Raw genomic sequence first — 15,810 nt, 5'->3', positions numbered from 1 at the left:
CTACATTCAGGCCCTGGTTCAGGATTATACCACCCGGAGGTTCACAATAAAACATTTTCAGCAACATAACCTGTGATTATGCCAAATCAGCATCTGCCTGCATCTGAGGCTATGGAACCGGAGACTTCAGGGTCACCACATCTCTTATCAATTCGTCAATATCCAGATCATGCTCATCTAAGAATCTGAAAATAACAGTGTTGTCGGATAAAAATACAATATAGTTTTCTCCAAACCCCAGCATAAAGGTGACCATTATATTTCCTTGCCTTGTCTTTGTTTTAATCTCTTTCGACCAGAATGCATGCCGGTAGCCAGTTCCGCGGTAATCATTGTCAGTGCTGTATCCTTTCCAGGGCGTCTGTCCAAAAACCTCCTTTACCCTATTTTCGTGCAAAATCTGTTTTTCTCCATGTTTCCCATAATTGGCAAACAACAAAGCGATTTTCACAGCTTCATCAATGGTGGGTAATGCTCCATACGCCAGCACGGGCATTGCAGACTCTTCATCTTTTTCCAATGTGTGCAAAACCGTGAAATGTTCCGCTCCGATTGGCACCAATACATGGTCATGAACCAGATCCCAGTAATTAACGTTCCTGCCTTCTTTTTTTTCAACAAACTTTTGCATGGCGTATGACAGCACAAAAAGATTGGTAGATGCGTAATTAAACTTCCGGCCCGGAGGTTCGGGAGCGTCGCCAAGGCCGGCGATATTACGGATGGCCTCTTCTGCCGTTTCGGCAACTATTAAGGTGCTATACAAGCGTTCAGCATCTTCGCCTCCGGCTGTTCCGGTAACCATATTCAACGTGTGTGAGAATGTCACCCCCTGCCATCCGGCATGTGTGGCCAATGCCGGCACATAATCTGTAATCAGCGCACCGAATACATCTTCTTCATATCGCTCTTCAAGATACATCAACGCCAAAGCACCGGCAAGGCTCTTGGTAACAGAATACAAACCATGACGCATTTCATCAGGATAAGGATACAGTCCGTGCCGGGTTGAAGGCGGGTGCAGGTATAGCTTATTGTTCATGAATACAGCCCCCAGGCTGGTGGGTGCATTCGAGTGAATCATTCTGTCAAAATGCCTTGCAATCATATTATCTTCATCGATTTCGGAAAGCGGATGAACCGGAATTCTTCCTGCTACTGAAGATTTATGTCGTTCAACAATCTGCGCTGAATCAACATATCGTTTCGGCTCAAATCCGGCAGGGAGCATGCCGTTGATATCGCCCAGCTGCATATCATCTATATCCGCCGTTTCCTGACTGCATTGCAGGCAGATATTGCTTATCGTATCAGGTTTAAAAACAAAGGCGGCCACGCAATTTCTGGCTTGCCCCACCCACCTGTCTGTCAGCGTAAGCGGAAATGAAGCGCGGTTCCATTCTCCGTCTTCCGGCTCATGCCAAACTTTTCCGGCCCCCACAACCACATCCCAGTAACTATCGCTTTGGAACCTTGTTATGATCCGGTCTTTCCGGAGTGGGATCAGCACTCCCTGATGTGTGATGAAATCCAGTTGCAGCTTTGGAAAGAGATTTTCTCCGGGGTAATAGGCTTTTTGCTTGAAAAAATTTATCCTGGTATCTTCCAGCAGGATGGTGCCTGAAAAACCGGTGCTGGCGGGAACTGACCAGTCTGGTTCTGCAAAATAACTCATATCAATAAAGGCAAGACTGCTGTCTCCGAGCAACTGCTCAACCGTTAGCTGATCGCGTGGATGCACAAGCACCGGGCCACCCCACTCTTTTGGGTTGTTACGGCATGAATTTACAAGTACTACTGTAGAAATTAAGATTATCAGTGTTTTCATAAAACGCATCCGTTGATTCATCAATACGATACTCCAAAATTACTGCAGTTGCTCAGCAACATGCCATAAATCAAAGTCCCCGTAATGTTCCAGCGAGTTTCCACAATGTACAATGATCACCTCCTTGTCCGGGATTACATAAATATTCTGTCCCAGATTTCCGGAAGCAGTAAACTGGAATGTGGAGTCGCAATTTGCGTGCCCCCACCAATGATAACTGTAGTAAACCTTTTTACATCCATCTCCGAACCACTCCGGGTATATTTCGCGGGGAATTGATTTATCCTCCCGCGTTGATTCTTCCACCCAGCCGGAAGATATGATCTGCTTCCCGTCCCATTTGCCATTGTTCAGAAACAGCCGCCCGAATCTTGCATAATCAATTGCTCTTGCTATTATCCGGCTGGGCATATATTCAAATCCCGCCTTTTCACTGTCGACCGAAAACAAGGCATCGTATTCCATGATTTCTGACCATAATTTCTCTTCAAGGTATTCCGAAACTGTGATGCCGGTAGCCCTCTCAATGATCAGTCCCAGATAACTGGTATTGTAGTTGCAGTATTGAAAAGCACCGCCCGGCTCCGCAGCAGGTTTAACCCTTTTAAGCAGAAGCTTCCTGACATCCGGATGGTAATAGCCTACCGCCTCATCATGCCAGGGCGCATGAATATAAGTCCCCGGAATATATCCGGTATTGTAGGCAAGTCCCGACCGCATTTCCAATAAATTCCTGATTGTAATTTTTCCAAATCCCGTATCTCTTTGCAAAAGTTCCGGAATGTACTTAGTCATGGCATCATCAACGCTTGAAATTATGCCATCATCAATGGCTGCGCCAATTAAAAAGGAAATAAACGATTTCGCCATTGACTGTGAATGAAAATAGGAGTCCCTGCCGAAACCGTTGAAGTATTTCTCATATATAACGGTATCCCTCCGGATAAAAATCAGGGCTGTGGTCTGCGACTTCTCCGCCCATTCATCAAAGGCTTTATACCCGGAAGCAGTAACCCTGTCGCTGAATAAACCTTCCACATAAGCCGTGTCCCTGGCTTCAGGGAACTGAAATGTACGATCAGCAGCCTTTATAGTTCTGTTATGATAACGTTGATAATCGTAAACATCAGCTACATTCTGGGTAATAAGACGGTAGAGGTAGACCGGAGAATATTTCACCGCTAACCCTGCAAGTAAAAGTATCAGAAGAACTACGGGTGTCAGGACAATGATTATAACGACTTTTTTCATACCCCGGATTTGTTTTTGAGTGATGATTTCCGGACTCCATTGTATATCAACCAGATAGCAAGCAGCATTTCAGCAAGCGCCATCGGCAAAGCAAGAACTCCCTCAACCGAATTCAGCACGCCCGCATCTGATAAATTCAGTTGACGGGCACTATGCAGCAGGGTATAACTGAAGCCGCCGAAATACAGTAAATAGCCTATAAATGCATGCACTGATGCTGACTTAACCGATAAATATCCCAGTCCGATCAGATGCAATCCAAATACAATGAGACCAACAGACCATATTTTTTCGAAAAGTTGCAGATGCTCAGATGTTTTTGCAATCATAAGTGCATCTGATACCGCATTTTCCGAATTTAAAACCGGGATTATTTTAAACAACTGCACGATGGCAACGCCCAATAACAATGTGTAGGCAATTCTTATCAAAGCCGTGATCAATGAAACCTGCTTTGAGGTATTTCTGAAAAAGAAGTACAGCGATATCGCCACAACCAGATCAGCAACAAAAATCAGACTCCACCCCGATATTTCTGCCAGAAACAATGGCTTATTCTCAAAAAGATTTTTTAAAGTTAACTCCGGCGATTCAACTACGAGCGAACTATGCGCATAACCAAAAGAAAAACCCGCCAGTATGGCCATAACAATCAACGAAACGCCCGAAATGACGCCCTGCCTTTTCTCATTATTTTTCATATCAGACAAATTAGGATAATATTTTTACAACACCAGTATTTCAGTATTGTTTAGTTTTAAACCTGAAGCGCACTTTTGGTAACATATTTCCGGAATCAATAATGGTATATATCTGCATGCACCCCGGCACAGAAGTATTCAGTCTCTAACTTTAACATTCTAAGGGATATCCGATTCTGCATTTTATTATCGTATCTACCGTAATGCGGGTCGGCAGCGTTGAAGCTCCCGGGCCGGCAGCCAGTCAGCTTCGGTCCACCAAAACATACTGGCTTGCCTTTACCGGGTTAGAACCCTGTGAATACAAAATGCCGGAAAATATAATCAACAGGTGTTGATGAGCGGGTGAAGTCTTTGACCGGCAGGTAAATGGCATGCGGACAATTGTATAAGGAGGCTCCCGTTAAGGTATGATTCTTCTGAAGATAATCCGGAATATTATATCTGTAATGCTTTCGCACCGGCTCTTTCAGTCCGGAGCCGTGCCTTTAGCCCTCATTTTAACGCGCAGGTAACGTGGCACCTCAGCGCAATAGGCTTGATACTCTTCACCAAACAAGCGGTGCAGATGCTCTTCTTCGGTAATGATCATCCAGTGGGCAATGACGGCATAGATCAGTATCCAGCCAATTGCATACAGCGATGGCCATTGAAGCGAGGTTCCGGCAACCAGTAAATATCCTCCGATAACCTGAGGATTCCGGCTCAGCCTATACGGCCCTGTTTTTTTCAATCCATCCTGATGAACGCCGAAAGCCCTTCCGATGCCAAACCAGAACATAGTTCCGAATGCCACCACGAGGCCAATACATACAATCAGGAAGCCGGCCGTAAAGAGTTCCCGGGATGATGCACTGCCGATCATCCAGAAAACTATCCACTCCGGTGGATTGAACAGATATCCTAAACCGAAGTATCCGGCAAAAACAACCAGCTGAAGACCCGATGAAATGACGCTTAGCCGACCCCGTTCAAGATAGACGCGCCGCACTAGAATACGAAACACCAGATAAGCAAACAGTAAAAGAAGTAAGGGTAGAAAAATCATTGAGACCAAATTCATGAATGCCTCCTTTTCTCTGATGAAGTCAATTCAGTTAGCCATCCGTTATCCGCCTGACACCTTACATTTTTTGGGATGAGAAAAGTTTGTTTTTGATTTGCTATCTTAATATAAAGGTAGGCAAAGTATCGCAATAACACCTACTTAAATCCTATTTAGTCCCGAAAATATGCCGGGGCCGGAATTTTGCTTTTCGCAGCGGTTGCGTTTAAGTCTTATTCGCTGGCCGCCGGCAATTTTATTCAGAATTCAGCAACTCATTCATTGTAATTATTTTACAACCATTTTTTTCGTAATATTTCAGCATTTCGTCAATTTTCCTTTTATCATAACTCGTAATACCATCTGATATAACTGTAACTTTGAAGTTTTCCCTGCACATGTTAAATACGGTTGATTTCACACAGGCAATGGCGTCTGCTCCCGTTATATAAAATTCGTTTATTTCATTTTTCCTTATAAAGTCTGCGAAATTTTCGCTGGTCAGCGCGTTGCCTTTGGATTTTTCAAAAATATTTCTGGAAACAATTTTCATATCAGGAACCAATTCAGACCCGCGGGTATCAGGTTTGAAAGTCCTTGTACCGGCAGATAAGTTATAATGCTTTATGTAAACGACTGGTATTTCATTTTCTACAGCCCAATCTATTGACCGGTTAACATTGTCAATGATTTCTTTGTAGTTTTTGGTAATGTCATTTTGAAGGTCAATTACCACTAAAGCCTTTTTCTGCATCTGATTGCTTTCTTTCATTTATATTACTTCAATTTTCTGTTCCATTGTCCATTGCGCTGTTGCATTTGGCTGGCGTTTTGCGGTATAAGCAGCAGCGGCCGGAAGCACTTACCTGTACGTTCAGCACAAAATTTCTGAAAGGCACGGACCTTTGATTTACCACTTCACTCGTTATTGCCACATATACGCATGCTGAACCAAACCTACTGCAGCATCCCGTAAAGATACAAAAATGCTTTTTCCCCGATATATAAGTAATCTCTCCCCGCCCCATCTATTATAGATTCCGGACCATCCTGACCCCGAATTCCGCTGCGATGCGCAACGGAAAAAGAAAATCCGTTAAAGTTCCGGAGAGGCTGGTGCCAGTTGAAGTGGAATGGCGGAGGCTGAATTAGCGGAAGAAACAATTATAATGGTCCGGTTAATTTACCTGTAATAATGGCTGGTTCCGACAGCAATCGGAATTGCAGACCGCTCATATTCCTATTTATTATGCGTAGTTTATTTGTTTACTCTTCTCAATGTTTGATACCTTATTCTCTCATCACCCTCTAATTGTGTTGAGAATTTATATCCATCAGGATATGTTTCAACGATATTGACAATCAGCTTTTTCCCTTTATAAAACTCCATGGCCTGATTGCTTCCAGATATCATTTCTAATTGATATTCACACTTGTTTAACCACTTTATCTTAAAGCTTGAGATTTGTCCAGTTTTTACATTAGTCTCAGTTTGAATAAAATCATCTCTTTCTACCAAATAGTGAAGTGAGTGCTGTTCATCTATTAATTCAAATTTTCCTGTTTTAAATGAGGAACAATCATTCTTTTGAGAAAAGATGCATCCACTGATTAAGATTAGAGTTGAAAATAATATGGCAGTAGTTTTCATTAATTTGTTAATATGGTGAATATTATAAAATTACGCATAACGGTAAGTATATGCAAAGTAGGCGATTGCGGGCGATTTCCTGTCAAGTTACACAAAAGTCGAAGCGGGGTACAACCCTTGAATAACCTACTGAGCCGGCATTTTTTTTATACTGCTTGTTCTGTGGGGTTACCAATTTATCTTGAATATCTATTTCTTAATTAATTTCAACGTTTTATCAATATTCCCGTTCCTGAAGTGCACCAAATATATTCCTGGTGCAAATGTGGAAACATCTACCAATGTTTTTTGGACTTTTAATTGCATTCTTAATAAAGTCCGGCCTTTCAGGTCAAAAATCTCCAATTCGGATTCAGTAGAATTATCAGGTATTTCGAGAATGAACTGATTATTTGTGGCATTTGGATAAATCTTAATGCACGAAAAACCAAGATTAACAGGTTTTATATCAACAGAACCACCCGTTGAATATTTAGTGATGGTGCCCCCCTCTCCACAGAAGTACACATGATCAGGGTCAGTAAAACAAGCTGAGTAATAATTTCCAAAAATTTGATTCTCCATGTAACTCCAGGTTAATCCCCCATCTGTAGTTTTAAGAATAAAGCCAATGCAAGCCATGTAGCCTGTATCCTGAGAGGTAAAAATAACAGAAAAAGCTGTATTTTGGGCTGGGGTTGAAACCTGTGTCCATGAAATACCGCCGTCGGTAGTTTTTAATATGTGATCAAACAGATCGCCAACAGCAAAACCGATATCTGTATTAATAAAAAAGACCGATAACAAATCCTGATTTCCCCCGGAATAAACCAATGACCATGTTTCACCGCGGTTGTCCGTTTTCAAAATTTTTCCGGCTTCCCCAACTGCATATCCAATATCGGTAGTGGGAAAGTATATATCATAAATAATCGCTTGTATTCCTGTAGGTTTTTGTGACCAGGTCGCTCCCCCATCATAAGTTTTCAAGATCAAGCCATTATTACCACCTGCAAACCCGGTATCAGTTGTTGTAAAAAATACTGTCCACAAATCAGCGTTGGTTCCTGAATTGATGATATTCCAATCAGATCCACCATTATTGGTTTTAATAATTTTACCTCCTTCTCCCACTGCAACAGCACTGGTTAAAGAATGACAATCAATATCAAACAACCATGATGATACTCCTGAATTTTGCTCGGTCCAGGTGTCTCCGGCATCTGACGTTTTCATAATCATGCCATTTCGACCTGCGACATAACCAGTATTACTATTTAAGAATTGGATTGACCATAGTGTATTTACAGGTCCTGATGAAACAGCAGACCAGTTTGATCCGTCATCTGTTCTGAAAATGGTTCCCCAATAACCAACCGCCAGACCCAGATTGGCATTGGCAAAGTTCATTGACATTAAGGGCTCATCATCCGGGGCTGGTAAGATTTGATTTACAGGAGACCAGTTGACTCCTCCATTGTTGGTTTGAAGTATTGTAAATCCTCTGCCACATACATATCCCTTATTTACTGATGTAAAATGTATGGAATAAAATTCTTCGGTTGTGCCCGAATTAAGGGAAGTCCAGGAATCTCCGGCGTTCGTGGTTTTGATGATCGTGCCTCCATATCCGGCCACATATCCGGTATTATCATCGGTAAAAAAGATTGAATTCAGAAATACGTTAGTGCCTGAGTTCAGGGGTGTCCAGTTGTTACCGCCATTTGTGGTTTTGTATATAACGCCAACATCCCCCGAAATAAATCCTGTGTCGGCATTAAGAAAATACATAGCATTCAATGAAACGTTGAGAGCCGGAGTTTGATTATTCCAACTTGTACCTCCATCAATAGTTTTAAAAATATTTCCTGTTCCGTCCAGGGCATAGCCGGTCAGCTCATCCGGAAAATCAATTGCCAGAATCCAGGTAGAGGTGCCTGTCGGAAGCATTGTCCAGTTGTTGCCGCCATCAGTTGACTTTAAAATCTTACCACCCATCCCTGCCAGGAATATGGTTCCTGCATCCGTAATGGACAATGATGACCAGAGATTCATCGTACCGGTTGAAAGAGGACTCCAGGTCAAACCACCATCAACTGATTTTAATACGGTGTTATAGTCTCCGACAGTATAGGCATTGTTGCCGGCATCAAATTCAATGTCAAAAAGGGGGTACCCTTGTGGCAATGGATTTAACCATTGCCAGGTTTGTGCATTTACCTCGTAAATAATTATAAAGGCTGCGATTGCAAAATAAATCTTTTTCATGTTTGACAAAATTTATTTTATTATAAAATGAATTAATTCCTTTATGTTCCGAAATACTGAAATCCCACATAACGATTGCATACCCGCACAACAGCGTATAATCCGAATCACTCTCACCCCTCCCAAAGCAAAATTACTGATTACATTCTCACCTCAAATATATCAACTTATTAAATATCCGGACATCCTAGCGGCACTTTATACTTCAAAACCACCTTGTTATCCTGAATATCCTCCTCAAATCTGATATATCCGCTAAGACATAAGATAAATTGGTCATGCATTAAACAAATCACTCCTATTCAGCCTTATTGCAGCTATTGGACCATTCATTCTCAGCAATTACTAAAAAAGCCGGAATCCCTCCCGGCTTTTTACACTCCATTAATCAACCAACTATTTCAGAAATTCACGGATGGCATCGTTCACTTCGCCTGATTGCTCGTATTGTACAAAGTGACCTGCTTTCTTTACCATCAGCAACCGGCTGCCCCTGATGGCTTTATGGCCGTAAGCGGCAATTCCGGCGGTCTTTCCGGGGTTAAGAAAGCGGTTGGGAATCAGGTTGTCGTTTTCGCCGAAGACAATGAGTGCCGGCTGGGTGATTTTATCCAGCACATCGATCACGGGTTCATCCACCATCCCGTTGACCGATTGCACCACGGCATAACAGTAGTGGTCAAAATCGGCGGCGCTGCGCATGGCAATGCGGTCGGTAATCATAAATTCCGCGTCGGCGGGCATATTGTAGAAGTTTACGGCCAGGTTGGTCTGTATATCTTCGGCGGAAGTATTTTTCACCCCTTCGGAGGTCATCACATTCCTGAACCATTGTTTCTGCCCCTCGGTAAACCTTTCGAATCCGGCCGGGGCAATAAGGATAAGACCTTCAACCATTCCGGGATAATTCAGGGCTGCCACCATGGCAATCTGTCCGCCCATGGAATGACCTGCCAGAATGACCTTTTCAAGTCCTAGTTTTCCGGCAAATTCCTTTACTACCTCAGCATAATAGCTCATCCTACCGCTATGCGGCTGCTTCGATGATTTGCCGTAACCCGGAAGGTCGATGGCGATGCACCGGTAGCCGGATTTCAGTCCTTCGATGTTTTTGGTCCAGGCGGGCAGGTAACTCCCCAGTCCGTGGATAAATATGATCACCTTCTCCCCTTTGCCTTCATCCACGTAGGCGATCTCCGGGCCCGACGGCAGGGTAACCTTTTTTACGGCATAGGGATATACCAGATCATCCATATTTTTTAAAGGAACAAGTTCAGAATAGGGTCTGAGAAACCCGCCGGACGTCTGCGCCTGCAGGCTGACCGGTCCGGAAATCAGCATTACGGCCATCGCGAAAAGCAGTTTGTGTATATTTTTCATGTTATCGCATTTTCAGTTTAACACACTTATTGACAGGCTGTCAGAACATAAGCCATTTAAATACCACAAAGGCTGTAAATGGGTTGTAAGGTCTTGTGCCTGAGGGGAAACTGCCATTCACGGGCGAGCCATAGGCATCATCGCTGCTTTCGTAAAAATCGCCCAGCCACATATAAGCGCCATGGAGTTCCAGGCTCATATAGGTGCCCAGGTTATAAATGAGGGCGGCATTGGCCTCAGTTCCAAGGTGGTACCCGCCCAGCAGGGGTTTTGCATTGCTGAATGCCAGGGCGGTTCCCGCCTTGGCGACCAGCTTATTAGGAATAATGCCTCTGGATGCCACAAGGGTTCCTCCCGCCAGACCGTATCCCATATTTGAGATATCGGCCACAGCCGGCGTGTAGCGGTTAACCACATTGGCATGCGGGAAGAGGATATACGCGCCGCTGCTGATAAAAATGGCCCCGGGAGCGCCCCAGGTATTGGCGGTCATTACCCCTGAATATTTCTTGTCATCCAGTCCGTTTTTATCACCGGTTGTATAAATCAGGTCAAGCTTCACCTGATCGTCGGTAGTTTGACCATAGCGGTAAGCGGTTTTGAGATTGGCGCCGAAACCGGAGATGTCAGCACCTTTTTCCCAGCTCCCCTCCTTTTTCACCTCAGCCTTGCCGAGGTTGTAATTGAAAAATCCGGTAACCTGCCACCGGTCCATCATAAAGTCCTGGTTGCGACCAAAGAAGCCTCCGAGCCAGAATATATCGGCCTTATAGGGATCGCTGCCAAACCTGAACTGGAAGGTTCCGTTGTATTGTGCCAGCATGCTGTTTAATCCCTGCCCGAGTATGGAAACGCCTCCCTTTCCTTCGCTGCGGTCTCGTGCATAATTGGCTGATACCCCAGCTTTCCAGAGTCTGCTCACCTGCCTTTCATACATGGCTTCAAACATATTCACATCGTCATCGAGCTGGATATCGTTTTCATAAAGCTTGTAAAATCCGGCTTTCCAGCGTGAAAAATCCATATCGCGGCGAATGGAAACGCCCACGGCATCAGTGCCCCAGTAAGCAAGACGGTAACCGGTGGTCAGCATTTTATCGGCCAGCGTCCGGTAAGGATTATAGGGGGAATCGAACATGCGCATCAGGCCCAAATTGATGGCATAGCCTTTCCACGGGATCAGTTCCAGCTCGATATTCTGAGTCTGGATATTTACCTGGTCTCCCGAAATACCGCCTCCGATATTTCCACCGGTTCCGTAAGATGCATCGCCCCAGGTCCAGTCAATTTCGAAGGAAGCCCTTAGGATGGCTTTCCCGTTGAAGAGGTTGGGCTGATAGATAAAGAAAGGGATCAGCCGCTGTTCAACGTAATAGGTCTGGTTGGTATCGGAGGTGGTGCTGGTGTTTCGTCCGAACAGTCTGCCCACGACCTGGCCTTTGAGAAATTCGCTGGTGGGATAATAATTGGAAGTAACGCCCTGATTGATATAAAATGCCAGGAACTGAAATTCCTTGTTTGCTTTCCGGGGCACAGCGGATGTCTGGTAATCGATCAGGGCGGATTGTGCACCAGCCTGAAATGTGAGGGCGGCCAGCCCCAACATGCATAATGAAAGGTAAATTTTCTTCATATCTGGCAGGATATTATCAAATATTAAAAAAGGCAGGCCCGGTAATGCCTTCCGGTAAAGTTGAGCGACCGGGCCTGAACCTTTCTGTGAAAATCAGGATTAGTCTATCTTCACGTATGTCTGCACATTCATTACCCCGTATGCGCCGGAGCTGGTGCTTCCAAAGCCGGCAGCGGCAGTGGGAGGCGTAACTCCAACCACGGCGGGCTCAGTCTGGGCAATCTCATATTTCATCATCTGTGGATCCTGATCCATTACCTGGAAAATGCCGACACTCACAAGCGCGGTAGGTGAAGACTGGCTTACGGTGATGTCCCAGATGCCGGCAACCGACGAACGCTGCTGGGTAAAGGTTCCGGTAAGGGTAGTTTTGGATCCGTCGGCAGTAAACGACTCAACGGTGTAGGTGTTATCTCCCCTGAAGTGGGCATAAAGCGAATCCACACCGAAAGCAACAAGCAGCGGGGCCAGGTTGACGCCCGATGACTGCCATTTGCCGATGATCCCGATGTCGTTCAGGGTGGCAGTCCTGCTTTGTGCAGCATCCATAGCGGCACCCTTGGCATTGAAGATGGCATTGGCGCCGGAAGGCTTAACGGTCACCACTTCGGTACCGTCGGCAACACCATCGATATCAAGAGCCAGGGTTACTTCATTGGTACCGGCAGTGTGGGTAACCTCAAAGTCAGCCAGGGTGGCAGTACCTCCGGTAATGGTTACACTGAAAGCGGCTTTGTCGAGGTTGCCGGTCTGGTTATCTGCTTTGTAAACTGCTTCGCTGAAAACAACGGTAGCAGTTTCATTGTCGTTGGATACCGCGAAGGCCGCAATAGTGGGCGGATCGCCTTTGTCATCCTCTTTGTCGCAGGCGGTAAAGGAAACGGCACTCATGATCATGCCAAGCATCAATGCAAGCACGCTTAATTGTTTGTTTTTCATTTTGTTTGAATTTTAGGTTGGTTTAACAATGAATGGATTTGATTATTGATTTAATGTTGATATTATCCGCAGTTGCTGTCGGTCAATTTTTCCGGCATCGTTCCTGGGTAATTCATCCAGAAAATGAACGTGTTTCGGAATTTTATATTTTGCCAGTTTGCCCTCGCAATATGTAAGGACATCCTCTTTTGTCACTGAGAACCCTTCCCTGATCACCACGAAAGCCATACCCGATTCCCCCCATTTTTCATCGGGCACTCCGATGATGGCCACTGAATCAATACCGGGATGACTGCGTAGTAAGAATTCCACTTCCGCGGGATACACATTTTCGGCACCGGAGATATACATGTTCTTTATTCTGTCCACCACAAAAAGAAATCCTTCTTCATCGCGGCGCATAATATCTCCGGTATGAAACCAGCCATCCCTGATGGTTGCGGCCGTAGCTACAGGATTCCGCCAGTAACCGGGCGTAACGGTGGGCCCGCTGAGGACCAGTTCTCCCAGCTCTCCGGGGGCCACTTCATCGCCCGAGTCGTTTACAAGTTTCGCCTGATAGTAAAAATTTTCCTTCCCGATGGAACCGGCTTTGCGGATGGCATCCTGATGGTTGAGGGAGGTAACGTTGGGTCCCACTTCGGTCAGCCCGTATCCCTGCCGGATAGGTACACCCTTGGCATGCCATTGCCCGATCAGGGGCACAGGCATGGCTTCGCCGCCCACTACGAAATACCTTATCCTGCTCAGGTCTGCACGGTCGAACAAGGGCGAATCTGACATCATCTTCAGCATGGTCGGCACCGCCCAGAATATTGTAAGATTGTATTTTTCAAGTGCTTCGAGCACCTTATCTGCATCAAAACTTTTCATAATAAGCGTGTAAGCCCCGTGATGCAGAAAAGGGGTCAATAGCACATTCCAGTTTCCGGTATGGAAAGGAGGTGCAAGATTAACCGAGCGGTCGGCCGAAGTGATATCAAGGCGCAGCTGGGTATTGAGGCTGTTCCAGAACATCATGCCGTGGGTGTAAACAGATCCTTTCGGGAAGGCAGTGGTGCCGCTGGTGTATATGATCAGCACCGGGTCGTCATGGGTGGTACCTTCCTGAGATTGCTCAGGATGATCGCTGAAAGGTTCACTGCTGAACAATCCGGTCTTCTGCTGCAATACGGCAAGATCGAGCAGATGACTCACCTGCGCGGTGGAAGGAATATCTTTGATCTTATCCCTGAATTTCGATTCAACGATCAACACGTCGGGATCGCTGTCGTGAATCAAAAAATCTATCTCCCGCGGGGTTAGCCGGTAGTTGAGGGGAACCAGAATAATCCCGGTTTTCTGGGCAACGGAAAGCAGAATTACATATTCCAGGCAGTTCTCGGCAAGAATGGCAATGCGGTCGCCCTTTTTTAAAGCAAACTCAGCGGTAAGGTAATTTACATATTTGACAGACAGCTGGTTAAGCATTGAATACGTCAGGCTGCGACCTGTTTCGAATTCCTCTACTGCCACTTTGCCGGCGCTGTATTTCGCCCATTGACGGGCCCAGTCGTTTGTAATCATGCCTTCGTGGTGTTTGCGGATTTTTTATCGGACAACAACATAATCAGTACAGCCAGGGTTGAAATTACCACAGCGGACGCGCAGGCAATGGCCGGATTCCGGACCGGCCCTTCGAGATATTTTGTAAAAAAGCCGAAAGTCATCCCATAGGATGTCACTAAAAATGGCATGAAGTAATAGACTGCAAAATGCACGCCAAAGGCGATCAGTGAGCCGGCAAAGGCGACCGAGGCTTTCATCTTTTTGTGGTAAATGCCGAAAATCACAGGAACAAAAGCGGAAGCGAAATAGGCATATACCCCGTTCTGGGCAAAAATGCCCACACTCAGTTTAGGTGCGGTAATCTGGCTGTATGACAACCATATTGTAACAACAGCCATGAGTGCAATCACAATTTTATTCAGTGAGATCAGCGATTTGTCCGATCTCAGACGGCTTCCCGCCAGTGGTTTGATGATATCTGAAGTGATGGTGGTTGACACGGATTGAATCAGTCCTTCGAGGGTGGAAATTCCGGCCGACAGCAGCCCCAGTACAACTACCAGGCCTATCACTACCGCCACCGTCCCGTTCGAAAATACATGCATGACATAAGCGGGGATAATGCCGTCGTTTTTCAGGGGAAGCCCGCCGATGGTGAGATCGGGAAATGAAAGCCTTGCATAAAGTCCTGTAACGACAACAAAAAAGAACAACAGTTCGGCCGCAATGGCAATCACAAGGAATTTATTGACATCGCTTTCGCGTTTCAGCAGCAGCGATTTGGTGATGATGTGCGGCTGGACCACAATGGCGATACCAACCACAACCTGGGCAAAAACAATCTCGAAGAAGTCACGGAACAAAGGGCTTCCCGGATTTACCGGACTGACAAGCACCGGATCGATGGCCGCAAGTTTCTGCATCATTTGACCGATTCCCCGGCTGAAGTGTTCATAACCCGAAGTAAGCAGAATTACAGCCACTACCAGCATGATGACCGCCTGTATGGTGTTGGTGTAAACCATGCTGTTGGCTCCGCCGAACATCATATACCCAAAGATAAATACGGTTATGCAAACGAGTACGATTACCGGGTCGGCATTCAGGGCCTTCGACAGCACCTGGGTGATTGCCACGGCAATAAGGACGATAAAAGTAAGCAGCAGCAGGGCCAGAAACCCCATAAACAATGCATAATTTCTGCTTTTGTACCTGTCGCCTATCCATTGGGCGAGGGTAAGGGCTTTCACCGACTGTCCGTACTTTCTGAAACTTTTGGTGAGCACGGCCAGCGACAGCATGGAAGCCAGGGGCAGGAGAATGCCGTAGGAGATGACCCCGCTGATTCCGAAGTTGGCGATAAATCCGGGGTTGATCACAAAAGTTGCGGCACTTGTCATGCTGGCAGCCAGCGAAAGGGCCACGGCAGCAGGAGAAAACATGATATTTCCTACCGCGTAATCAGATATGCTTTTGATCTTAAGCGCCCCGCGGATCACGAAAAAGAGGATGACCCCCATATAGAGGATTACCAGAATCCATGCGCCCGTAACCTGTGCTGATGTTGCCAATTGATATCCGTATTGG

Annotated in this window: 12 protein-coding genes; all 12 read right to left on the bottom strand. The window is 45.6% G+C overall.

Annotated features, from left to right (window positions below):
• Positions 1 to 109: 109 nt before the first annotated feature.
• The 12 genes from TBC1_RS13205 to TBC1_RS13150 all read right to left on the bottom strand — a co-directional run bounded on the left by TBC1_RS13205 (position 110) and on the right by TBC1_RS13150 (position 15,794).
• A complete protein-coding gene (locus TBC1_RS13205; RefSeq protein ID WP_062043786.1) occupies positions 110 to 1,828 on the bottom strand; it encodes a serine hydrolase domain-containing protein in 1,719 nt (572 codons plus the stop codon).
• Positions 1,829 to 1,867: 39 nt separating this feature from the next.
• Positions 1,868 to 3,079, bottom strand: a complete 1,212-nt coding sequence (locus tag TBC1_RS13200) for a serine hydrolase domain-containing protein (RefSeq protein WP_062043783.1) — start codon at positions 3,077 to 3,079, stop codon at positions 1,868 to 1,870.
• Positions 3,076 to 3,780 carry a DUF4386 domain-containing protein gene (locus TBC1_RS13195; protein WP_062043781.1) on the bottom strand — a complete coding sequence of 235 codons (705 nt, stop codon included), beginning with the start codon at positions 3,778 to 3,780 and terminating at the stop codon, positions 3,076 to 3,078. Before TBC1_RS13195 ends, TBC1_RS13200 begins: the two co-directional genes overlap by 4 nt.
• A 469-nt stretch (positions 3,781 to 4,249) precedes the next feature.
• Positions 4,250 to 4,828: a methyltransferase family protein gene (locus TBC1_RS13190; RefSeq protein ID WP_172668902.1), complete on the bottom strand. Its 579-nt coding sequence runs from the start codon at positions 4,826 to 4,828 to the stop codon at positions 4,250 to 4,252.
• 253 nt (positions 4,829 to 5,081) lie between these two features.
• On the bottom strand, positions 5,082 to 5,597 hold the full coding sequence (locus tag TBC1_RS13185) for a cysteine hydrolase family protein (protein ID WP_236695675.1): 516 nt from the start codon (positions 5,595 to 5,597) through the stop codon (positions 5,082 to 5,084).
• Positions 5,598 to 6,083: 486 nt separating this feature from the next.
• Positions 6,084 to 6,476 (bottom strand): hypothetical protein, encoded by a 393-nt coding sequence (locus tag TBC1_RS13180; protein ID WP_062043775.1) that lies wholly within the window; start codon positions 6,474 to 6,476, stop codon positions 6,084 to 6,086.
• 189 nt (positions 6,477 to 6,665) lie between these two features.
• Positions 6,666 to 8,723: a YCF48-related protein gene (locus TBC1_RS13175; protein ID WP_062043772.1), complete on the bottom strand. Its 2,058-nt coding sequence runs from the start codon at positions 8,721 to 8,723 to the stop codon at positions 6,666 to 6,668.
• A 396-nt stretch (positions 8,724 to 9,119) separates the two neighbouring features.
• Positions 9,120 to 10,103: an alpha/beta fold hydrolase gene (locus tag TBC1_RS13170; protein WP_137305722.1), complete on the bottom strand. Its 984-nt coding sequence runs from the start codon at positions 10,101 to 10,103 to the stop codon at positions 9,120 to 9,122.
• Between the two features lie 40 nt (positions 10,104 to 10,143).
• Positions 10,144 to 11,736 (bottom strand): hypothetical protein, encoded by a 1,593-nt coding sequence (locus TBC1_RS13165; protein ID WP_062043769.1) that lies wholly within the window; start codon positions 11,734 to 11,736, stop codon positions 10,144 to 10,146.
• A gap of 99 nt (positions 11,737 to 11,835) precedes the next feature.
• Complete coding sequence (locus TBC1_RS13160) at positions 11,836 to 12,675, bottom strand: hypothetical protein (protein ID WP_062043766.1); 840 nt, start codon at positions 12,673 to 12,675, stop codon at positions 11,836 to 11,838.
• A 42-nt stretch (positions 12,676 to 12,717) separates the two neighbouring features.
• Positions 12,718 to 14,241, bottom strand: coding sequence for an acyl-CoA synthetase (locus TBC1_RS13155; protein WP_062043764.1), 1,524 nt, complete (start codon positions 14,239 to 14,241; stop codon positions 12,718 to 12,720).
• Entirely contained in the window at positions 14,238 to 15,794 is a 1,557-nt protein-coding gene (locus TBC1_RS13150; RefSeq protein WP_201781692.1) for a sodium:solute symporter family transporter, read from the bottom strand. The genes TBC1_RS13155 and TBC1_RS13150 overlap by 4 nt, the downstream gene beginning before the upstream one ends.
• Positions 15,795 to 15,810: the final 16 nt, after the last annotated feature.

Origin of the sequence: Lentimicrobium saccharophilum (genome assembly GCF_001192835.1) — a bacterium.
Taxonomy (GTDB): Bacteria; Bacteroidota; Bacteroidia; order Bacteroidales; family Lentimicrobiaceae; genus Lentimicrobium; species Lentimicrobium saccharophilum.
Note: the sequence above shows the minus strand (reverse complement) of the source record. Positions and strands in the feature narration are given on the sequence as shown.